Below are 19,787 nucleotides of genomic sequence, written 5' to 3'. Positions count from 1 at the left end.
TGGACACGACCCGTCACGTGCGGAGATCGGCCAGGCCACGCAGCCGGCGCAGGGCCTTGCGGGCCGCCGCCGCGACCCGTTCGTCCGGATGATGCTCGATGAAGACCTGCAGCACCCGCCCCGTCCACGGATGGTCCCCGAACGCCAGGATCGCGATCGTGCCGGTCTGCTCCTCCGAGTTCATCCCCATGGCGATGGAGTTGATCACCTCGACCGGCGCGTCCCCGAACTCCAGCAGCGCCGCCGCCATGTCCACCAGCACCCACGCGATCTCCTCGGGCACCGGCTGCCGGTCCTCGCGCCCGGTCCTGGCCGCGATCACCGCACCCAGCTTCGGCTCCTCCAGCAGCCTGGAGAGCGCCGGCCGGCCTTCCTCGCCGAAGTCCGACCACAGCAGCTCCACGCCGACGGCCCGGCTCAGCGGGCTCACCGTTCCCAGCACCGAGGCGATCTCCGCCGCCGCCGCGTCGGTGTCCCTGCCTTTGAGCCACCCCGCCAGCTCCTCGCCGCGCTCGGCCTCCGGATAGGAGCGCAGGCCGTGCAGCAGCGCCGCCGGGTCGGCGTCCGCGAGCGACCCCATGACGGGAATCTCCTGCCCGGTGGTGTCCGCGATGATCAGCCGCGCCGCCCACAGGCCGAGCCAGCTCAGCGTGTACGGCTCCGCCTGGCGCACCAGCCCGAGCCCGGACAGCGTCTCGGGAATGTCGCCCTTGGCCGGCTCCCGCGACAGGAACATCCGGATGAGCTCCAGCAGCAGGCCCTCCTCGACGGCCAGTCGCTCCCGGCAGTGGTCCGCCCAGGCGGCCAGCACCTCCGCGTCGTCGCCCTCGGGTTTCAGCTCGTCGGCCAGGGGAGCGGCGCGTACGGCAGCGGCCAGCGTGGCCTCGTCGGGCAGCCGGATCGGAGGCTGCAGGGGCAGCGTGTCGTCGTCGTTGGACCTCACGAGCCCATCCTTTCGTGATATTTCCGCTAGAGTGCCCGCTGACGCCGAAAAGTCGGAAGAAAGGAGGCGCTGAGATGTTCGGTATTGTTCCGGGCGCTCACCGTGCCCGCTTTCACTTCTCGGAGGAATCGTGCATTTCCGTACCGCGGTCGAGGGTGATCTAGACCGCCTGCTCGGCTGCGTCGTCGACGAGTCCATCAGCTGGGCCCATCCCGACCGCCTGCTGTCGTTTCTCGAAAGCGGCAACTACCGTTACGACCGTATCTGGATCGCCGAGGACGGCGACCGGATCCTGGCCCGCGCCGTCTGGTGGGGCTTCCCCGGCGGCGACAAGCCGCTCGCGATGGACTGCCTCTACGTCCACCCCTCCGTCGAGGATCGCGTGGGCCTGGCCGCCGGCCTGCTCCGCCACGCGTTCACCGAGTCCGGTGAACGGCCCGCGTACCACGTGTTCCTGTCCAACGGCTGGCGCGACGACCCGAAGGCCACGGCGGCGATCGCCTGGCGATGGGAGGCCGCGGGCCGCGCCGGGCTCACGGAGGAGCTGGAACGCCTCCGCTACGAGTGGACGGCCGACGAGCTCGTGCCCGAGCCGACGCAGCGGCTCGTCTTCCGCGGGGATGACGACGACGAGGCGTTCGTCGCGGCGTTCCGGCGGGTGGCCGTGGGCTCGCTCGACTACGACACGCGGCAGGGGTTGCTCACCATGGACCCGGAGACGCAGGCGCGCGAAGACGTCGACGCCTACAAGTCGATGCCGGGGGACCGGTCATGGTGGCGGCTGGCGTACACGAAGGACGGGGACCTGGCCGGGGTCGCCTTGCCGTCGGCCAACAACGCCGGACCGGTGGTGGGTTACCTCGGCGTCGTGCCCGAGCACCGCGGCCACGGCTACGTCGACGACCTGCTCGCCGAGATCACCCGCTCGCACGCCGAGCGGGGCGTGCAGCGGATCGTGGCCGACACGGACCTGGGGAACGTGCCGATGGCGCGGGCGTTCGAACGCGCCGGCTACCGGAATTTCTCGATCCGGCTGGTCTTGTCGGCCAAACCGGAAATCGCGGCCGACGATCGGAATCCCGTGAACACGTGATGCGCACGGGCCGTCGTACCCGTCATTGTTGATCGCATGACGTGGGACATTGCGAAACTCGACCTGGACGCGTACCTGACCAGGATCGGCTACGACGGCCCGCACGCCCCGACGGCGGCGACGTTACGCGCTGTGCACCTGGCGCACGTCCAGGCCATCCCGTTCGAGAACCTGGACGTGCTCCTCGGCCGGGGCGTCCGCCTCGACCTCGGCAGCCTTCAGGACAAGATGGTGACGGGCGGGCGCGGCGGCTACTGCCACGAGCAGAACCTGCTGTTCGCGGCCGCGCTCGAGCGCCTCGGCTTCACCCTGAAACGCCACCTGGCCCGGATCCGGCTCGGCCGCTCCCACCTGCCGCGCTCGCACGCCACGCTCACCGTGGCGGCGGACGGCCGCACGTGGCTGGCCGATGTCGGGTTCGGGGGTGACGGGCTGGTGGAGCCGATGCCGTTCGAGGACGGCGCCACGCTGGAGTCGGGGCCTTGGCGGTGGCGGCTGGGGCGCGACGGCGACTTCTGGGTGCTGCATTCGGGGCCTGCTTCGGAGGAGACGGAGCTGTACGCCTTCCGCCCCGACGAGCCGCACTATCCGAGCGACTTCGAGGTGGCCAACTTCTACGTCTCGGAGTATCCGCAGTCGCCGTTCCGGCACCATGTGCTCGTCCAGCGCACCACGGCGAACACGCGGATCAGGCTGGAGGATCTGCGGGTGTCGACCGCGAAGGAGCTGGGGACGACCCTGCGCGACCGCTTCGGCATCGAAATCGCGGAGCCGGACGCCCATGCCGTCCTCCTCAAGCTCGCGACCTGACCGCCTACACCCATGGGCACGGGAACCACGGCCTTGCAACCGGCCTCCGGAGCCGGGTGCGCAGGCTCTCACGGAGTCCTGTTCTTGCATGCGGATGTCCGCGAACGGCGCCAAGCCTCAGCGATGCCTTGAAGGAAGCTCCGCCCATCCGGCGCCATGAAACAGCTGGTCAGAGCGATTCTGCAGGACCGGTGACAGCCAGGAAAGGTGGATGAAGCCGTCAGCTCGTGGCTTCAGGCCATGGCTGGGCGAACTGGAGGAAGCGCAGGGCCGTGACTCACCGGATTGGCGCTAGCCGGCGGTTCGGTGTGGCGCGAGCACGGCCTCGACCTGCTTGCGCATCCAGTCGGCGAGGGTGCCCTCGCGGTGGATCGCCCAGCCGATCATCGCGCCGTGGTAGGCGGTCTCGACGAGCGTCGCGAGCCTCGCCGCGTCGGTGCCGGCGCGCAGCTCGCCCGCGTCGAGCGCGGCGTTCAGGTCACCCTCGATGCGGGCGCGGACCGCTCGTGCGCCGCGGAGCGTCTCGGCGTGGAAGTCGGGATCGGCAAGGTCGAGCTGGAGCATCGCGACCGAATTGGCCATCAGCTCCGGCGTGGCGACGTTTTCGACCGCGAGGGTGAGGCCCTCGATGATGCGGGTGAGCGGCGAGGCGGCTGTCGAGCGGTCCAGGGCGTCGACCCAGAGGTCGACGCCCCGCTTGTCGGCGGCGAGCAGCAAACCACGCTTGGTCCCGAAGCGCTGCACCAGCGTCGCGGCCGACAACCCCACCTCCGCGGCGACCGCGGCGAAGGTCAGCCGGGCCGGGCCGATGCGGTGGGCGAGGCCGAGAACGGCATCGAGGATCGCCTCGTCACTGACGGTACGTGGGCGCGGCATCACATGGGGGCGGGCATGCCGCTGGTCAGGAGCAATTGACGGGATTCGAGGTCGACGGCGCCCCAGTCCGGCCGGGTGCCGTCGGTGTCGCGCAGGTCGTATTCGCGCATGAGCTCCCATGAGCCCAGGCACAGGCCGGCGAAGCGCTCCCGGTCGGGGTCGGCCGCCAGCGCGGCGATCCCGCGGGCGAGCAGGTGTGGCGTCTCGGAGTGCTCGAAGTAGGGGACGTCCTTGGCTCGTTCGCGCCAGGTGTCCTCGGTGGTGCTGAAGTGGTCGAGCATCGACTCCGACCGCAGGTAGCCGGGCGTGACGGTCAGGGCCGTCACGCCGTACGGCGTGAGCTCGTGCGCCAGGCCGAGGCCCATCCGGACCACCGCCGTCTTGACCAGGTCGTAGGACATGTTTGCGCGGTAGGGCACCTCGCCCTTGCCGTCGCCCACCTCGACCACCAGGCCACCGGTCCCTTTCAGCATGAGCGGGATCGCGAAACGGCTCGTGATCAGATGCGTCTCGATGCCGTTACGCAGGACCCCGAGCGTCGCGTCGAGTGGATGCTCCCACAGCGGCTTGTCGAACTGCAGGAACGGGTCTCCGCCCCAGATGTCGTTGACCAGGATGTCCAGTCGCCCATGGTCGTCGCGGATGCGATCCACGAGTTTCATGACGTCGTCCGCGTCGCTGTGATCACAGCGGACGGCCACGCCCTCGCCACCGGCGGCTGTGACGAGTTCGGCGGTGTCCTCGATCGTCTCGGGCCGATCCAGCGGAGAGCGCCCGGACCTCGTCGAGCGGCCGGTGCCGTACACCGTGGCGCCGAGCGCACCGAGCTCGATGGCGGTGGCGCGCCCACAGCCACGGGTGGCGCCGGCGACGAGAGCGACCTTGCCTGCGAGGGGTTGTTCGTTGAGCATGCCACTACCATAAACGAATGTACGTTTATAAACAACCACGCTCACGCCCGGGACCTTGGCCGATCTTCCACCTAGGCGCCCGCAGGTACTCCTCCGGGCGTAGATCATGGTTGGCCGCGGGGCCGATGCCGTGGCCTGTGCCGCAAGCCAGGCTCGACCGCGCTCGTCATCAACAGTGACCGTACGAACGACTCGACCATGTCTCGCGGTACCCCGCAGGATGTAGCCGACGCTGCCCCCATTGTGGGATGCCGTCGCCGCGGTAAGTCCCGAGCATGTGATTGCACGAAATGAACTTCATGTAGCGACCTTTAAGGGGCAGACCATGACTGACGTGACCTCTCATGCCCAGGCCTCGGCTCCCGCACGGGGGCGCAGGGCTCTGTACGGACTGGCCTTCGCCGTGCTGTTCCTGGGCGGGCTGATTCTCTCCAGCGTGCTGGGCACCGGCACCTTCCCCTCACCGTTCGAGCCGGACACCGTCACCGAGGCGTATTTCGCCGCCAACCAGACCGCGACCCTGGTGGCGGGAATCATGTACGTCATTGCCGCCCTGCCCCTGATCACCTTCGTTTCGGCCATTGCCAGGGGGAGGTTCGCCGGCCTGGCCCGGACCGGTGGGTTCGTGGCTGCCGCCGCCATCGCGGCCTCAGGTCTGGTCAACATCACCATCGTGGCCGCCAACGCGACCGGCGATGCGCTGCATACCCTCCACTACCTGGCTTTCCTGACGGGCGGCCTGATTCACGTCCCGGCCCTGGGGCTCCTCCTCGGAGCCGGCACAGCCGCGCTCACCCCGTCCGCACCGCTATGGACCACCATCCTCGGGTACGCCGCCGCCGCTTCGGCATTGCTGTCCATCAGCGGCTTCGTGACCGAGGCGACCATGATGCTTCTCCCGCTGGGTCGCTTCACCGGCATCCTCTGGATCGTGATCACTGCGACAAGGCTGGCTCGCGGCAAGTGATCGCCGGCAGGATGATCAGACGTCGAGGAGCTCGACGGTCACGCTCGCCAAGTCACCCACGTCGAGCCCTTCGGCCTCGCGCACGGTTCGCTTGATCGGCAGCGCGTAGCAACCGCGCCCCTTGTCCGGGAAGATGGAGGTCTTCCAGCTGCTCCCGCCGATCGTGACCCGCACCCGCAGCGAACCGAACCCACGCCGCGACCCGCCGGTCATGTCCTGAATCGCCTCGGACTCCTCGACGGGCAGGGTATGAACTGCTTCTCAGATTCGCTATGAAAACCTACAGTTCTGTTATGATCTCTCAATGGCTCTCCTGAGGCTAACGGCAGCGGCCAAGTGTCTGGGCGTGCACCCGGCCACGCTGCGCCTGTGGGCCGATCAGGGCCAGATTCCGTTCGTGTGGGTCGGCAGGTCTCAGCCCGAGCGCCGCTTCAAAGAAGCCGACCTTGATGCCTTCGCCGGTGTCGCCGCCGCTGCGGCCCGGGAACGGGCCGAAGTCGCCTACGTACGCGTATCTGCCACCGCCGGGCAAGAGACCTCTTTGGCCGCTCAGGAAGACGAACTGCGTCGCACCAGCCGGACCGGCATCGTGAAGGTCTACAAAGACAAGGCCTCCGGGCTGCGGGAGAACCGCCCCGGCCTGAACAAGCTGCTGGCCGATGCTGCGGCGGGGAAGTTCACCGTGGTCCGCGTGACCCATCAGGACCGACTGGCACGGTTCGGGGTGGCTTGGATCACGGCGCTGCTGGCCCGTGACGGGGTGAGCGTGGAGGTGCTGCACGACAAAGGCAGTGCCGGCGGCATGGAGGAACTGCTGGCCGACTTCATGGCGCTGGTCGCGACGTTCGCCGGCCGGATGTACGGCATCCGCTCCCGTCAAGCCCGCAAACAGCTGCTGGCACAGGCCGACACCCGCATCGATGCCGCCTCCAAAGCAGAGGCGGTCCATGAGTAGGCTCACCGCGACCGCGACCTGCACCGCCCACGGCGCGATCGCGGAGCACAGCGGCGAGGTTGTCCCGCAGCCGCTGTTGGCCGAGCGGGTGGCCTGGCTGGCCGGGCTGGCCCGGGATCTGACCGCCGGGATCGTGGCCGCCCGGTGGAGTACGGCGGATCTGGATGCGCTGGCCCGCGGGGTGGGGCTGGATGGGCGGGCGTTGCCGGCCAAGGGCTGGATGGCCCTGCGGCGGCTGGGCTGGGGCGTGAGGCCGGAGCCGGGCGTGCACGTGTGTGATCGGGTGCTGCGATGCGCCCAAGAGCAGGCCGCCCGCCTGCTGCGGCTGGCGCTGCACCGCCGCGCGCTGGTGCATGCGATCGTGGCCACCTGGCCGCAAGAGCCGGGTAAGCGCACCGACGCCGAATGGCACGCGCTGCGCGCTGTGCTGCCGGGCGGGGTGAGCGTGGCGGACATCCGTAACCGCACCCGGCAGATCCGCGCCCACCTCGACCAGCATCACGTGCTGCCGGGCGATCTGACCGACCTGGAGCAGCCCCCGAACGTTGCGGCGCAGATCGTGCTGGCCGCCGCCGACCGGCAACTGGCCACTCTGGAGCGCACCGGCCCCCACGGCGCCCGCCTGCGGGTGAAACTGCCCCTGACCGCCCGTCCCGCCTCCGGCCGGGACTGGGCCTGGCACCTGCTGCCCATCGCGTTGCCGCCGACCGTCCCCGTGGAGGCGAAACTGTGCGCCCCCACCCTGCGCGTGCACAACGGCCGGGTACGCGTCGATCTGCCGTTCCAGACTCCGATCGCGTTCGCGCCCGCCACCGGGCATGTGATCGGGTGCGGCTTCGACTGGGGATTGAACACCCTGCTGACCGGCACGATCGGACATCTGACGGCCGGGGGCCGGGTCGTCTGCGACGGGCGGCCGCTGGCCTACGACGCCAGCGGTGTGTCGGCCAAGCTGCACCGGTTGCGGGCCGAGCGCGAGCACCTGGCCGCCAAACGCAGGCACCTGGAGCGGCTGCTGGCCGGCCTCACGCCCGCCGATGCTCGTTTCGCCGAACTGAGCACGGCCCATGAGGTCCTCGGGGTGGAGCACGAGCGGGTGTGCGCGCGCATCCGCAACCTGAACAAGGCGCTGGCCTGGTCAGCGGCCCGCTGGGCGGTCGACCAGGCCGTCGCCGCCGGGGCGACGGTGATCTATCTGGAAGATCTGGCCACCCTGGAAGCGCGCGGGCGGCGGGGCCGGGCGAACGCGCGCCTGTCGGGGCAGGTGCGCGGGCAGGTTGCCGAGGCGATCCGGCATCTGGCGGCCAAGCACGGCCTCGCCGTGGTCACCGTCCCGGCCCGTGGCACCTCCACCTACTGCCCCCGCTGCGGGACCGGCACGTCGGTGCTCACCCACTGTCCGGCCCCCGACCGGGTCGCCGAGCGGGGCTGGGCCTGGGCGTGGTGCTCGGCCTGCGGCCTGTCGGGTGACCGGGACCAGGCGGCGGCCGAACGCATCCTCGCGCGCGGCCTGCTCGGCCAGCAGGCCACCCGCACCGACCGGACCACCGGAGTTCGCAGCATCGCGCAGGTGGTGGAGGGGAACGTGGCCCGCGCCCGCCGACCCCGCAAACCCACCCAGGCCGCCCGCCGCGCCCGCCGCACCCGAACCGACCTGCACCCCCGACCACAGGCGCGGGACCGCTCCAAGAGCCGGCCCACCCCGAAACGACCCACCCGCACCTCGAAGAACACCTCGAAGAACACCGCAAAGACCTCCAGCCGTGCGCCCGACCGGCGCACGGTGCCCGCCCCATTCCCGGCCGGGAGTGGACAGCGTCCGGCGGGCCATGCACCCGAGCGGGGACGGCATACGCCGTACCGGACAGGGCATGTCAGGAATTCTCACCACCGGACCGGCTTCCACCAGGCCAAAGCCACCCCCGTGCTCGAGTTAGCCGAGCGCGGGAGCGGCCCAAACCAGGCTACGCCCGTCCGAGTTGCCTGATTTCTTCAGGGAACTACAGGGAATTCAAGACGCTGACGAAGGTCCAGCTATCAGCCCGCCGAGCATCCCAGATCCACAGCTCGGCATCGAAGACGACCATCACGGGCACAGCATGGCACACGGGTCCGACATACCTTCGGCATACCGCCGCTCCGTAAGTTGTGATCAAGACTTACGAGAGGGACACCATGAAGATCCTGCGTAACGCGGCTGTCGTCGCCGCCATTGGCCTGGCCACGTCGATCACGGCGGCGCCCGCCATGGCATCCGCCGATCAGTACCTCGTCGCACGCTGCGCGAAGGGCAACTTCGGCATCGAGATCAGGGCCCGCTACCTGACGTCCGGGACAAAGCACGTGTTCAACCAGCTGTCCTGGCGGATCTCCGGCAATGTCGGTAGCAAGAACACCGTCCGCTTCTTCTTCATGCAGGACGCCCAGCCGGACTTCGTGTTCAAAGCTTTCAACTACGAGGGCGGCAAGACGGGCTCGCGGAACATCTGGGTGACCAGGCCGAAGGCGCACCAGGTCTTCGTGAGGTTCGGTGTCCGGTTTGACACGAGCGCCTCCTCCGACCCGGGCTGCACATACCAGACCCGCGGCATCTAGAGTGATGGACCGGTCACCTCCGAGAGTGTGACCGGCCCGGGAATCGACCCACGTAGTAGGCGCGGACGGCGTGGCTCTCTGCGGGATGTGGTCTCAGCGCGGTTGATAGTTGAGCGTCCCGAAGGGCCAATGCGTGGACAGCCAGGCTGCCACGGCTTCATACAAGGGCGCGTCCAGTTCGGCACGGTCGGCCCGGACCCAGGAGGATACGTCAGCGTCGTGGTCGTCGCTGGGAGAGGGATAGATGTAGACGCATCCGATCACCTCGTCGCCGGCCGCATCGAGGACGGTGTAGGTGAATCCGCGGCGCTGAGCGAAGTCGTTCGCGTGGCGCTGCAGGTCGGCGAGGTTCGCCTCCAAAGTCATGCCGTCCACGGGGGGCCATGCTCCATCCGGGAAACCCGGGGTCGCGCGGATGTGCTCGATGCTGCAGGTCCAGGCAGCGTGGTCGGCAGCGTTGTGCTGGGGTCCCAGGGGTTCGAGACGGAACTGTGGGGTGGCCAGGTAGGAGGGAACAGCGAAGTCGTCGGGGACGAACGCATGGTCGTTCATGAGGCTGAGGCTATGAGGGTGACCTCGCGGGTTGCATCTGGATTGATCCGCCCCTCATGCCGCTCACCAACCGGCCCATCTATCGCCTCCAACAGCAACCCGGTGAACGTCACCGGTCAGAGCACTGGCTCTTGCCCGGCTATCCATAACGCCAGATCAGTGGCCAGACCAGCACGACTCCCTGCATGATCAGATCCACTCCGGCCGCATCTGGATCGCCGAGTGGACGAGAAGCAAGCCCTGGCCCTCGCCGGGCAATATGACCTGCCGTAATGGTCGATCGAACGGTGCTCTCCCCGAGCAACCATATTGTCCCGGTGAGCCGGTACCAAGGAACGAGATGTCGAATCGTCGATCATTCCCGACGCCCTAGCCAGCTTGTGGCAGTGCCGTTTGGCCAAATCGCTGGATTTGGCCGTCCAATACCCTCGCCCGCCAATCCTTGGGGCAGTTGGGCCGTGGCTCCTGGAACTCCTGCAGCTCTCACCAGCGAACCGACAAGCATGCAGAAACTTTAACTACGCCAGAGCCCTGCCCGCCGACACCTCAAGCGAAGCCGCCCAGGACCGTAAATCGAGGCTAGCCTAGGAAATCAACTTTCATATTGGGCTTCCCCGGTGCTGAAGGGCTTGTTAAGATCACCCCGACATCACGTGATCTGGACATTGTCGTTCCCTCGCCTTCGTGTCGAAACCCGAGGAGGTCCCTCGAGCATGAGGAAAATGCAACGGCTGTTCCTGGCGCCGTTAGTCATCACCGCGTTATGGCTCACGATGCAGCAAGGCGCATCAGCTGCGTTACGTGCCTGGAGTCCCACAGCCGACTACTCTGGCGATGCGGAATACTGGGATACGATCCCTTACACTACAACTCCCGGCCACTATTATACGCTCAACGACTACGATGCCGACGGATATGGTATCCGTATGCGCTACCAGACGACTGTCACCGGGTCTATTTATATCGATTACACCGGTGGTGTAGGCAGTCAATCCTATAATGCCAGCAGCCTTACCACAGCGATTCAAACATGCAATCGCGACAAGCTCTCCAACGGCAGCATATCAGTCTTCAACTGCGGCACCTGGAGCTATGCGTAAACTCTAACAATTCAGGAGAGCTATAATGTCCCGAACCAATGAAATACTCAGTGATGCGCCTACCAAGCCTAAGCGTAGCCGTGGAAAAGGAATCGCCGCCGCGACGATCGCAGTAACGACGATCGTCGTCTCCAGTGCTTTCGTGAGCTCACGCTTCTTATCGGGATCGCCGTCCGAGCCCACTGTCGGTGCTCAGGTAGTCTCCGCCAACGCCATCGCGCCCACGAAAAGCATTGAGGATGTGTGGCCGCAGGCAGCGCACGAGATGCCTACTGTACTGCCCAACGGCGGTGTGGTTCGCCCACAGGCCTTTCTTGACGACAACACTGTGCTCATTACGGCAGAATCGAAATTCGAGCGTGCGGACGGTATCCTGGCGTACGATCTCAACAACGGTAAGACCCGAAAGATCAGTGACATTCCGACTCCAGAGGGGGCCTCGATCTTCGCCAGCGGATTCGCCGTCGGCTATGGACGCATCGGCTGGTGGACCGCCCGGAAGAAGGACGGAAAGGAGATCGCCGACATCTGGTCGGCACCCGTATCGGGCGGAAAGCCTACGATCGTCACATCATTCTCCTTGCCGCCCCGATCCCCTGAAGGGCTCATCACCGCGTTAACCGTCCTGCGCGACGGCTTCGCCTGGTCCACGGGCAACCTGGGCGTCTTCAAGGTGCCCTTCTCCGGGGGCGACCCGCAGGCGGTAGCCGGCACCCAAGGTCAGCATATTTTCCAGTGGCCATGGGTGGGGTCGCCTAATCCTCGTAACCGCCGAAACATCCCATACCAGAGCATGCTCAACGCCGAGAGTGGTGAGCGCCGTGCTTCGGGGGCCATGGACAACGCACAGCTCGTGGCGTGTGGCATCACCCGTTGCGTCGGTAAGCAGGGAGACGCTGCACCGGCGAAAGTCCACGGCCGCGATGGCCGGGAAATCGGCGAGATACCCCTTCCCTTCGTAGCACCGCAGCCTATTCGACTCGACCGGTTCCTCACGGGTGACGGTCCAGGGTGGAGTTGGAGTGCTCTCTACGACCTGCAGACCGGCACTGCGGTTGACCTGAGGACCGATAGGTCCGGGAGAAGGTATCTGCCGACTTCGGACCTTCGTCTACTTGTCATGCCTCGGGACGATAAGTTCCTGATCGTCAATCTTGCGGCAATCGCCTGAGACTGCCTGGGGCCAAGCGAGAATGTGCTCTCATTCAGCGGGGCTCCAAGGCGCGGCGAAGGATCGTGGTGTCCGGGGTGCGCGCACCGATGAGTTCCAGCTCGGTCGACAGTCATAGCCTGAAACGGTCAGTTCGAACCTGGCAAAGGAGCAGCACATGGTAATCGTCGCGGGGCATCTCGTCGTCGACCCGCAACAGCGCGAGCGCTATCTCGCGGACTGCGTGGGCATCATTGAGATGGCTCGCCGCGCACCCGGCTGCCTCGACTTCGCCATCAGCGCGGACCTGGTGGATGTCGGCCGTATCAACGTCTTCGAGCGCTGGGAGTCGCAGACGGCCGTCGAGGCGTTCCGCAGCAGCGGCCCCAGCGACACGCAACGCGCTGCGATGCTCGGCGCCTCGGTTGCCGAGTACGACGTCGCGGACGCGCGCTCGCTGACCTGAACCGAGTGCGGGCGCCAACTCGCCGGCGACATCACGACGGCTGGGGTAAGGCTGCAGGGCTGAAGCGTTCCCGGTTGGTGGGACACAGAAGGGCCTGAGACGGCCGGATGGTCGGGGGCACCCCGGGCTGCAGATGACAAACGCGACCCCTAATGATCGTTGGGTGTCTACGCCAGTCGATCAAGAACAGGGGCCGCGTTCGCGTGCCATCATCCCCGATCGACGTGCTCGCCCGCCACCTGGAGCACGTCACCGTCGCCGACCCGCTGACCGATCCGCTCGATCTGCCGGCCCTGGCCGAAGTCCTGGACGCCCTTCCCGACCCGCCCGAACCAGGAGACGGCACCCTATCGGGGCTCTTCGAAGTTAGTCGGGGTTGAGCCATCCATGGCTTCTCCGAGTCAACTGCGCACTGGTCTTCCGACCTCGACGGGGTTCGAAGCCCCATGCAGCCGATCCAGTCGGCTCAAGTCCGCGGGATGAGCAGTTCACGAAGCGGATCGCCACCGTCGATGAAAAGCCGGGCCTCTGCCGTGGTCGCCGCGGCGATGCGCTGAAGCACCCGTTGACCAAGCTCGGGATGTCGCCCGTCGAGGGCTCCAACCCGAACGGCGAATACGATGTCGTACGGCTCTTCGTGAGCCTGCAGGACGAAGTCTTCGCCCGCGACTTGGCGGACGCTCATGCGGCCGGACGTGATTTCGTCTATCGCGGCGGCTTCTGCCTGGGCGATGGCGGCGGCGGATCTGTCGATGGCCAGGATGTGGCCGGTGGTGAGTCGGGCTGCGACCGCTCGTGCGGCGGCCCCGGGCCCGCACCCGATTTCGAGGACACGCGAGTGCGGCTGAAGGGGAAGCGCGTTCACGACCGCGGCGAGGCGGGGTGACAGACGTGTCGGCATGAGCGGAAGACTAAATGACGGTCAGCCTGTGCGGGCTCTTCGAATTCAGGCGCGGCTGAGGTGTCCGCGTCCGCGTCGGGTGGTGGCGCAGCGGGTGCGCAGACGCTGATTTTCGGGGTTGCGGAAGCCGTAGGCGTCGCGGGCGGTGGTCTTGATGACGCGGTTGGTGCCTTCGGAGCCGGCGTTGGTGATGCCGGTGCGGATGAAGGCGAGGATTTCCGGCCACCAGGTCTCGATCGTGGTGGCCAGGCGTTCGAGTTCGGGGAGGCCGGAGGCGGCGCAGCGATCGTAGAAGCGAAATAGCCGGTTGGCGATGACGGTCCGGTCGGGGTGGGTGCGGGCCAGGGCGAGCAGATCCAGCAGGTCTTCCTTGGCATTCCAGGCGGCCAGGATCGGCCGGCCCAGCCGTGCGGGCAGGGCGTACAGGTCATCGACCATCGGATCGAGCTGACAGCCGTGCATCCGGGCCGCGGAGCGGGTGAGCCGGTTGCGCAGTTCCCACTCACGGTTGCCCTTGCGGCCGCGCCGGCCGCGGATCTGCACGGTGAGGCGGCGGCGGACCTCGGTGAGCGCCTGGTTGGCCAGCTGCACGACGTGGAAGTGGTCGACCACCAGCGTGGCGTGCGGTAACGCGGCGCGTACGGCGGATTTGAAGATGGTGCACATGTCGATCGCGACGAAGGCCACCTGCTCACGCCAGGCCGCCTCACGCTGGCCGAGCCAGCCGGTGACGGCGGCGATGGTACGGCCTTCGACCTGGCCGAGCAGTCCCTGCTGGCCGGACAGGTCCACGAAGCCGGTATGCCAGCGATCCACCGCCGTCGTCCACGCGCCGGTGGCCTCCTCCAGCACCCAGCGAGGACGGCCTCGGCGGACCTCATCGATGCCCAGCACGCTGACCGGGTCGGGTTGGGCTGGCAGTACCCGATGGGCGTGCTCGGTGAACGCCGCGGACACGATCGGCCAGGACACCCCGTAATCCCGCGCCGACTGGATCACCGTTCGCCCGCCATCACCAACGGCGGCACCGGCGGCCTGGCGTAATCGCAGCGTCAGCCGCGACCGCGCGGGAATCTGCGGCACCTGCTCGGTGAACGTCTGACGCGGACAAGACGCCTAATCACAGCACCAGCGACGCTTACGCCAGCGCAACGCACACCGCCGCCCGCCGACTGGCAGATCCCGCGGCCGGGTGATCATCCATTCCTTCATCCGGACCGCGGCAACCCCGCACTGTGGGCAGCATCTGGCCCGCTCATCCGCAGTGGCCAAGTGCACCACCGGCCCATCCTGCGCCCCCTGGCCTGCGGCGACGACCTTCGTGACGGCCACGCCGTCCAGGCCGAGCAGCAGCGTCGTATCGTTGACCATGCTCGTGGCTTCTCTGCTGTGATCTTCTTGCCTCGACAACAAGAAGGATCACCGAGCCACGAGCCCTCTCAAGCTCCAGGGCCCGACGGAACCTCAAACCCCGATCAAGTTCGAAGAGTCCCTATCGGCCGATTCCTTCGTCAGGTGCTAGACCTCGAAGTCGCTGAGCTCGGGTAGCGGACCAAGCCGAAGGTAATCGGCAATGCGGGACAGGCCGGTGCGCTGGAAGAGGCGTTGAGACGGCGAGTGCTGTCCTGGCTGCGGCCAACAAGCTTGGCAGCGCTCAAGCTGGCCGCGCTCGCCAGTTCCTGAGCCGTCCTGTCGAGAGGTCAGTGCGTACGGCGTCTCCTTGCTTCCGGCCCTCGAACGCCACAATGACCGGAGGGGCATTATGCACGTTCGATGTGGCCCCGGCGGCCATTACAAGTGCGGCAGCCGAAAACGTGGGACCCGATTTCGGTATGCGCGGGGAAGCGGTCGGGCAGATGCTCCCATACGCCAGCCGCGTCGCTGTCGCGCATGGCCATCAGGAAGGCGCCCCCCGGATCCTCCGGTGCATAGGCGGAGAAATCCTCCTTGCCCCACTCACCGAGGTACGTCATGGCCTGGCCACAGCAGAACAGCCACACTTCTCCTTGCCAGGTTGAGTACGTCGGCGTGCGCACGAGTTCGAGAAGGGTCTCCGAAGAGATGAGGACTCCCACCCAGTCGTCGCCGTCGGGCATGTCCAGCTCGAACCCAGAGGCGTGGTGAAGATCGGGGACGCCATGGGTGCGACCGCGCATCGCATCCTCCCAGCGCACCATTCCGTACTCGGTGTCCTTGGTCAGGGCCGCCTTGCCCTGGCGCAGGCAGGAGACGCAGACCGCCGGGTCATTCAGCCTGGCCACCGGCATCGCGGCTCGGCAATGCGGACAGTCCACGGTCGCCGTCTCATGCTCGTCGGCCGGCACCGCGAACGACCGAGCGCAGTGCGTGCATTCGTGGATGACATCGGCGCCGATACCGAGATCGAACGTGGGATCGGCCTCCAGGGAGCACAACGAGCAGCGACCTGGTCCGGCGTACTCGCTGGATTCCTTCAGGGGCGCGGCGAACAGGAGGAAGGGGGATGGCTGTATGGGCGAGCCAGACATGGACGCAAATATAGGGCCGGAGTGAAACGGATCCGGAGTGCCACGGACAGGACTTGCGACGCCGCCATCCATCGACGCGGCGTCCTGCCCGCCCGCCAGCGTCACGGCGCCGCCAGCCGGGCCCGTACCACGAGACGGTGCAGCGCCTCCTCGGCCGTCGCGCGTTCCGTCAGCGCCGAGGAGTCCCGCGCGTCCTCCAGCGCCGTGGTCATTCGCTCCACGTCCGCCTCCACGCCGATGACGGAAGGCGCGCGTCCGTGCTCGGCGTCCCGCTTCAACGCCACCAGTTCGGGCAGGTACGCGGGCCCGTATGCGTACAGTCGCGTCAGGTCGGCCTCCAGCTCCCCGGTACGCATGAGGTGTGTCCCCGTGGCCAGCACGCGGAAGGTGTAGAGCAGCGGCTTCAGCTCCAGGTCTTCATGAACAGCCCGCGACCAGTCCTTCGGCCTGGGTGCCTTCGGCCTGGGCGCCTCCCGCCAGGTCGCCTCCAGCCAGGCTGCCTCTGGTCAGGGGGTCGTGCAGGCCGATCTGTTCGCGGTCCTACCGGAGGAAGGCCACACGTTCACCAAGATTCAGCGCCGCTGGCCCGACGAACTGGCCGCCTGGCCCGCCGGCCCCTCTGCTGTCCGCCCGAAGGGCTGGCTCGTCACCTGCGATCCCCCTTTTGTGTGACATCCGGACGCCTGGGGGCGGCACGTACGGTTCGGCTATGGCACACCCTTCCTGGGCTCCGAGCCGGCACATGGCCCCGCGTACCCCCTATGAGGAGGTTGTCGCGGGTATCTGGCGCGACATTCTCGGCCGTTCGCACCTGAGCGTGTTCGACGACTTTTTCGAGCTGGGCGGGCACTCGCTGCTGGCGCCCAAGGTGGTGGCGCGGATCAGAAAGAACCTGGGGGTGCGGGTCTCGGTGAAGGAGTTCTTCGCCGCCCCCACCGTGGCCGCGCTGGCGGCAGCGGTGGCCGCGCGCTCGTCGTCGGGGGGTTCCGCCGTCGAGCCGCGTACGGCTGAGGCCGAGCCGGTGTTGTCGTTCGACCAGGAGCGGTTGTGGCTGGAGAACCAGCTCCGGCCGGGTACCGCCTACAACGTGCACGGGCGGCGACGGCTGATAGGGCCGCTCGACGTGGCGGCGATGGAGGCGAGCATCCGCGCGATCCTGGTCCGGCACGAGACGTTGCGTACCCGCTTCCCGACGGTGGACGGGCGGCCGGTCCAGGTGGTGGACGATCTCGGTGCCGACTGGAGGCTGGAGGTCGTCGAGGGCGCCGATCTCGATGAGGCGTGCCATCTGGCGGACGAGCAGGCGACCACTCCGTTCGATCTGGGGCGGGGGCCGTTGTTCCGGTGCCTGCTGGTCAAGCTGAGCGACACCGAGCACGTGCTGGCTGTCACGATGCACCACATCGTCTCCGACGCCTGGTCGGTCGGGCTGTTCGTGCGTGAGTTGTCGGCGTTGTACGAGGCTGGTGGCGACGTGGAGCTGGCCGAGCTGCCGATCCAGTACCGAGACTACGCGGTGTGGCAGCGGGCGGCGCTGGCGGGCGAGGCGCTCCAGCGGGAGGTGAGGTATTGGCGCGAGCATCTGGCCGACGCGCCGCCGCCGCTGGCGTTGCCGCTGACGCGGCGGTTCTCGCCGGCCAGAGGAGCACGGGGTGAGCGGCTGCGGTTCGATCTGTCGCCCCAGGAGACCGGCGAGCTGCACGAGTTGTGCCGCAAACACGGTGTGACGCCGTTCATGGTGCTGCTGGCGAGCCTGGCCACCACGCTGGGCCGCTGGTCCGGGCAGCGGGACGTGGTGATCGGCGTGCCGGTCGCCGGGCGTACGGATGAGGGCACTGATCAGTTGATCGGGTTCTTCGTCAACACGCTGCCGTTCCGGGTGGACCTGTCGGGCGAGCCGACGTTCGCCGACCTGCTGAGCCGGGTGCGCCAGGTCGCGCTGGACGGGTATGCGCACTCCGACGCGCCGTTCGACGTGCTGGTGAAGGAGCTGCGGGTGCCACGGGACCCGGGCCGGACGCCGCTGTTCCAGGTGCTGCTCAATGTCGTCGGCAGTCCGGTGGCGGAGGAGATCACCGGCGTCGTGGTCGAGCCGATGGAGATGCCCGCGCTGGACAGCAAGTTCGATCTCATGATCAGTGCGCAGGAGGTCGGGGAAGCGCTTCAGATCCACCTGGAGTTCAACGCCGAGCGGTACCGGTCGGCGATGATGCGGGTGTTGCTGGAGCATCTGCGGGTGTTCTTGCGCGCCGCGGTGGAGGATCCCGGCCGGGGTTTGCTGGACTACCCGCCGGACGCGGCCGAGAAGACGGCCGCCGGTGACTGGACTGCCGTGGCGCCGCATCTGGCGGTGGACTGGTTCGCGCAGGGGCGGGATCGGGTCGCGGTGATCGACCGCGACGGAGAGCGGAGCTACCGGTGGCTCAGCCGCGCGGCCGATCGGGTGGCTCTCGTGGTGTCGGAGCGTGCGGCGTCGCAGATGGAGCACTTCGGGGTGGTACGGCGCGCCTCGGCGGCCTTCGTAGCGGCTGTCCTCGGATGCGGGAAGGCAGGCGTGACCTTCTCGGTGATCGAGGAGGCGGGGCCGGTCGCCGCACGGTATCTCGGGGTCTCCACGGTGGTGGACGTGCTCCCGGGGAGCGAGGCGGATGTGGATCTGAGCCCGATCTTTGCTGAAGTATCCGACAACGACGGCCGAAAGGTGACCGGAGACGCGGAGGGGCAGTGTCCGGAGCGGCAGGAGGACGGGCGGCCGGGTCAGGAGCGGCCGGACACACGGCCGGAGGCTGACTGGGCGGTGCGGAGGTTCGGGCTGGATGCGGATGACCGGTTCGCGGTGTTGTCGGCCCGGCCCGGGCACCTGGTCTCGGCGATGTCCAGCGCGTTCAGCGCCGGAGCGGCGCTGCTGCTACCGGAGCGCGGCGACCTGTCCTGGTTGAAGGAACACGCGGTCACGGTCGCCTACCTGACCCCGGCGATCCTGCGCGGTCTGGACGCTGCCCGCGAGACACTCCCGGCGCTGCGCCACGCGTTCGTGGAGAACTCCGGCGACCTGATCTCCCACGACCTGGTGGCGCTGCGCCGCCTGTCGCCGGGATGCCGGGGTGTCGGCGTCTACCGGGTAGGCCGCGACGGGCGGCCCGTCGCCGTCTATCCGGTCCCGGCCGACTGGCAGCCGCAGAACGCCGGCGTGCGGGTGCCGCTGAGCGGCGGTCCGGCCGATGACCGGGCCGAGCTACGCCACGCCGGCGATCAGCTCGCCGCCGTAGGCGAGGTGGCCGAGCTCTGCTCCGGCTCCCAGCACTTCGGCGACCTGGCCCGCCGCTGGGTCGACGGCACGCTGGAGTTCGTCGGCCGGGCGGACGCCGATCCCGTCGAGACGCTGGCCGCGCTGCGCGACGGTCCGGACATCCGGGACGCGCTGGTGACCGAGCATGTCGCGGCGGACGGCAGGATCGTGCTGGTCGGCTATCTCACCGGCCCCGACCCGGCGTCAGGCACCGTCAAGATCCGCCAGTATCTCCTCACGGTGCTGTCCGACGCCTTGATGCCCGAGCACCTGTTCATCCTGGATGAGCTGCCCCGCACCCGCGACGGCGACTACGACCTCGACGCGCTCCCCGTCCCCGACGACGACAGCGACCCGATCGACGACTATGTGCCTCCGAGCACGCCGATCGAACACCGTCTCGTCGCGATCTTCGAGGAGCTGCTCAGCGTGGAGCGGGTCGGCGTCCACGACACGTTCTTCGAGTTGAGCGGCTTCTCGCTGCTGGCCACCCAGCTCGCCTCGCGCATCCGTGACACGTTCGGCATCGAGCTGTCGCTGCGCGACGTCTTCGGCTCGCCGACGGTGGAGAGCCTGGCCCAGTTGATCGTGCGCGCTCAGGGAGAGCTGTACGGCGCCGACGACCTCGAAGCGCTGCTGAACGAGATCGAGTCGGCAGGACCGGGAGCTTGA

At 67.8% G+C, this 19,787-nt stretch carries 21 protein-coding genes and 1 pseudogene; 12 read left to right on the top strand and 10 right to left on the bottom strand.

What is annotated here, in order from left to right:
• Nucleotides 1-13: 13 nt before the first annotated feature.
• Nucleotides 14-943, bottom strand: coding sequence for a hypothetical protein (locus OHA25_RS40200; protein ID WP_327582139.1), 930 nt, complete (start codon nt 941-943; stop codon nt 14-16).
• A gap of 130 nt (nt 944-1,073) precedes the next feature.
• Here OHA25_RS40200 and OHA25_RS40195 point away from each other — a divergent pair, with 130 nt between their 5' ends.
• Together OHA25_RS40195 and OHA25_RS40190 are read left to right on the top strand one after the other, a co-directional pair.
• Entirely contained in the window at nt 1,074-2,036 is a 963-nt protein-coding gene (locus OHA25_RS40195) for a GNAT family N-acetyltransferase (RefSeq protein ID WP_327582138.1), read from the top strand.
• Between the two features lie 36 nt (nt 2,037-2,072).
• Nucleotides 2,073-2,846: an arylamine N-acetyltransferase family protein gene (locus OHA25_RS40190; protein ID WP_327582137.1), complete on the top strand. Its 774-nt coding sequence runs from the start codon at nt 2,073-2,075 to the stop codon at nt 2,844-2,846.
• Between the two features lie 291 nt (nt 2,847-3,137).
• Here the strand turns inward: OHA25_RS40190 and OHA25_RS40185 are convergent, their stop codons facing one another.
• Together OHA25_RS40185 and OHA25_RS40180 are read right to left on the bottom strand one after the other, a co-directional pair.
• Nucleotides 3,138-3,722, bottom strand: a complete 585-nt coding sequence (locus OHA25_RS40185; protein WP_327582136.1) for a TetR/AcrR family transcriptional regulator — start codon at nt 3,720-3,722, stop codon at nt 3,138-3,140.
• A complete protein-coding gene (locus OHA25_RS40180) occupies nt 3,722-4,633 on the bottom strand; it encodes an SDR family oxidoreductase (RefSeq protein WP_327582135.1) in 912 nt (303 codons plus the stop codon). The genes OHA25_RS40185 and OHA25_RS40180 overlap by 1 nt, the downstream gene beginning before the upstream one ends.
• Before the next feature lie 403 nt (nt 4,634-5,036).
• Between OHA25_RS40180 and OHA25_RS40175 the strand changes: the two genes are divergently transcribed.
• Nucleotides 5,037-5,600: a hypothetical protein gene (locus tag OHA25_RS40175; RefSeq protein ID WP_327582134.1), complete on the top strand. Its 564-nt coding sequence runs from the start codon at nt 5,037-5,039 to the stop codon at nt 5,598-5,600.
• A gap of 15 nt (nt 5,601-5,615) precedes the next feature.
• On the opposite strand, the gene OHA25_RS40170 is transcribed toward OHA25_RS40175, so the two are convergent.
• Entirely contained in the window at nt 5,616-5,846 is a 231-nt protein-coding gene (locus tag OHA25_RS40170; protein ID WP_327591111.1) for a DUF1905 domain-containing protein, read from the bottom strand.
• A 58-nt stretch (nt 5,847-5,904) separates the two neighbouring features.
• On the opposite strand from OHA25_RS40170, the gene OHA25_RS40165 reads away from it, so the two are divergent.
• The 3 genes from OHA25_RS40165 to OHA25_RS40155 all read left to right on the top strand — a co-directional run bounded on the left by OHA25_RS40165 (nt 5,905) and on the right by OHA25_RS40155 (nt 9,150).
• Complete coding sequence (locus OHA25_RS40165; protein WP_327582133.1) at nt 5,905-6,555, top strand: IS607 family transposase; 651 nt, start codon at nt 5,905-5,907, stop codon at nt 6,553-6,555.
• On the top strand, nt 6,548-8,542 hold the full coding sequence (locus OHA25_RS40160; protein WP_327582132.1) for a zinc ribbon domain-containing protein: 1,995 nt from the start codon (nt 6,548-6,550) through the stop codon (nt 8,540-8,542). Before OHA25_RS40165 ends, OHA25_RS40160 begins: the two co-directional genes overlap by 8 nt.
• 188 nt (nt 8,543-8,730) lie before the next feature.
• Complete coding sequence (locus tag OHA25_RS40155) at nt 8,731-9,150, top strand: hypothetical protein (protein ID WP_327582131.1); 420 nt, start codon at nt 8,731-8,733, stop codon at nt 9,148-9,150.
• A 93-nt stretch (nt 9,151-9,243) separates the two neighbouring features.
• On the opposite strand, the gene OHA25_RS40150 is transcribed toward OHA25_RS40155, so the two are convergent.
• A complete protein-coding gene (locus OHA25_RS40150; RefSeq protein ID WP_327582130.1) occupies nt 9,244-9,702 on the bottom strand; it encodes a GNAT family N-acetyltransferase in 459 nt (152 codons plus the stop codon).
• A gap of 722 nt (nt 9,703-10,424) precedes the next feature.
• On the opposite strand from OHA25_RS40150, the gene OHA25_RS40145 reads away from it, so the two are divergent.
• The 4 genes from OHA25_RS40145 (at nt 10,425) to OHA25_RS40130 (ending at nt 12,798) form a co-directional block, all read left to right on the top strand.
• Entirely contained in the window at nt 10,425-10,802 is a 378-nt protein-coding gene (locus OHA25_RS40145; RefSeq protein ID WP_327582129.1) for a hypothetical protein, read from the top strand.
• Between the two features lie 25 nt (nt 10,803-10,827).
• The gene (locus tag OHA25_RS40140) at nt 10,828-11,973 is read left to right on the top strand and encodes a hypothetical protein (RefSeq protein ID WP_327582128.1); all 1,146 of its coding nucleotides are present in this window, start codon (nt 10,828-10,830) and stop codon (nt 11,971-11,973) included.
• A 157-nt stretch (nt 11,974-12,130) separates the two neighbouring features.
• Entirely contained in the window at nt 12,131-12,418 is a 288-nt protein-coding gene (locus OHA25_RS40135) for a putative quinol monooxygenase (RefSeq protein ID WP_327582127.1), read from the top strand.
• A gap of 203 nt (nt 12,419-12,621) precedes the next feature.
• Nucleotides 12,622-12,798, top strand: coding sequence for a hypothetical protein (locus OHA25_RS40130; RefSeq protein WP_327582126.1), 177 nt, complete (start codon nt 12,622-12,624; stop codon nt 12,796-12,798).
• Nucleotides 12,799-12,884: 86 nt separating this feature from the next.
• Here OHA25_RS40130 and OHA25_RS40125 read toward each other — a convergent pair whose 3' ends face one another.
• From OHA25_RS40125 to OHA25_RS40105, 5 genes and pseudogenes are all read right to left on the bottom strand, one after another.
• On the bottom strand, nt 12,885-13,319 hold the full coding sequence (locus OHA25_RS40125; protein ID WP_327582125.1) for a class I SAM-dependent methyltransferase: 435 nt from the start codon (nt 13,317-13,319) through the stop codon (nt 12,885-12,887).
• Nucleotides 13,320-13,364: 45 nt separating this feature from the next.
• Nucleotides 13,365-14,420 (bottom strand): annotated as a pseudogene (locus tag OHA25_RS40120) (ISL3 family transposase); the annotation flags it as partial.
• 15 nt (nt 14,421-14,435) lie between these two features.
• The gene (locus OHA25_RS40115) at nt 14,436-14,690 is read right to left on the bottom strand and encodes a transposase family protein (RefSeq protein ID WP_327582124.1); all 255 of its coding nucleotides are present in this window, start codon (nt 14,688-14,690) and stop codon (nt 14,436-14,438) included.
• A gap of 389 nt (nt 14,691-15,079) precedes the next feature.
• Complete coding sequence (locus tag OHA25_RS40110; RefSeq protein WP_327582123.1) at nt 15,080-15,826, bottom strand: CbrC family protein; 747 nt, start codon at nt 15,824-15,826, stop codon at nt 15,080-15,082.
• Nucleotides 15,827-15,927: 101 nt separating this feature from the next.
• Nucleotides 15,928-16,233 (bottom strand): DNA polymerase beta superfamily protein, encoded by a 306-nt coding sequence (locus OHA25_RS40105; RefSeq protein WP_442942228.1) that lies wholly within the window; start codon nt 16,231-16,233, stop codon nt 15,928-15,930.
• A gap of 109 nt (nt 16,234-16,342) precedes the next feature.
• Here OHA25_RS40105 and OHA25_RS40100 point away from each other — a divergent pair, with 109 nt between their 5' ends.
• Nucleotides 16,343-16,498 carry a hypothetical protein gene (locus OHA25_RS40100; protein WP_327582122.1) on the top strand — a complete coding sequence of 52 codons (156 nt, stop codon included), beginning with the start codon at nt 16,343-16,345 and terminating at the stop codon, nt 16,496-16,498.
• 37 nt (nt 16,499-16,535) lie between these two features.
• Complete coding sequence (locus tag OHA25_RS40095; RefSeq protein WP_327582121.1) at nt 16,536-19,787, top strand: condensation domain-containing protein; 3,252 nt, start codon at nt 16,536-16,538, stop codon at nt 19,785-19,787.

Origin of the sequence: Nonomuraea sp. NBC_00507 (genome assembly GCF_036013525.1) — a bacterium.
GTDB lineage: Bacteria > Actinomycetota > Actinomycetes > Streptosporangiales > Streptosporangiaceae > Nonomuraea.
Note: the sequence above shows the minus strand (reverse complement) of the source record. Positions and strands in the feature narration are given on the sequence as shown.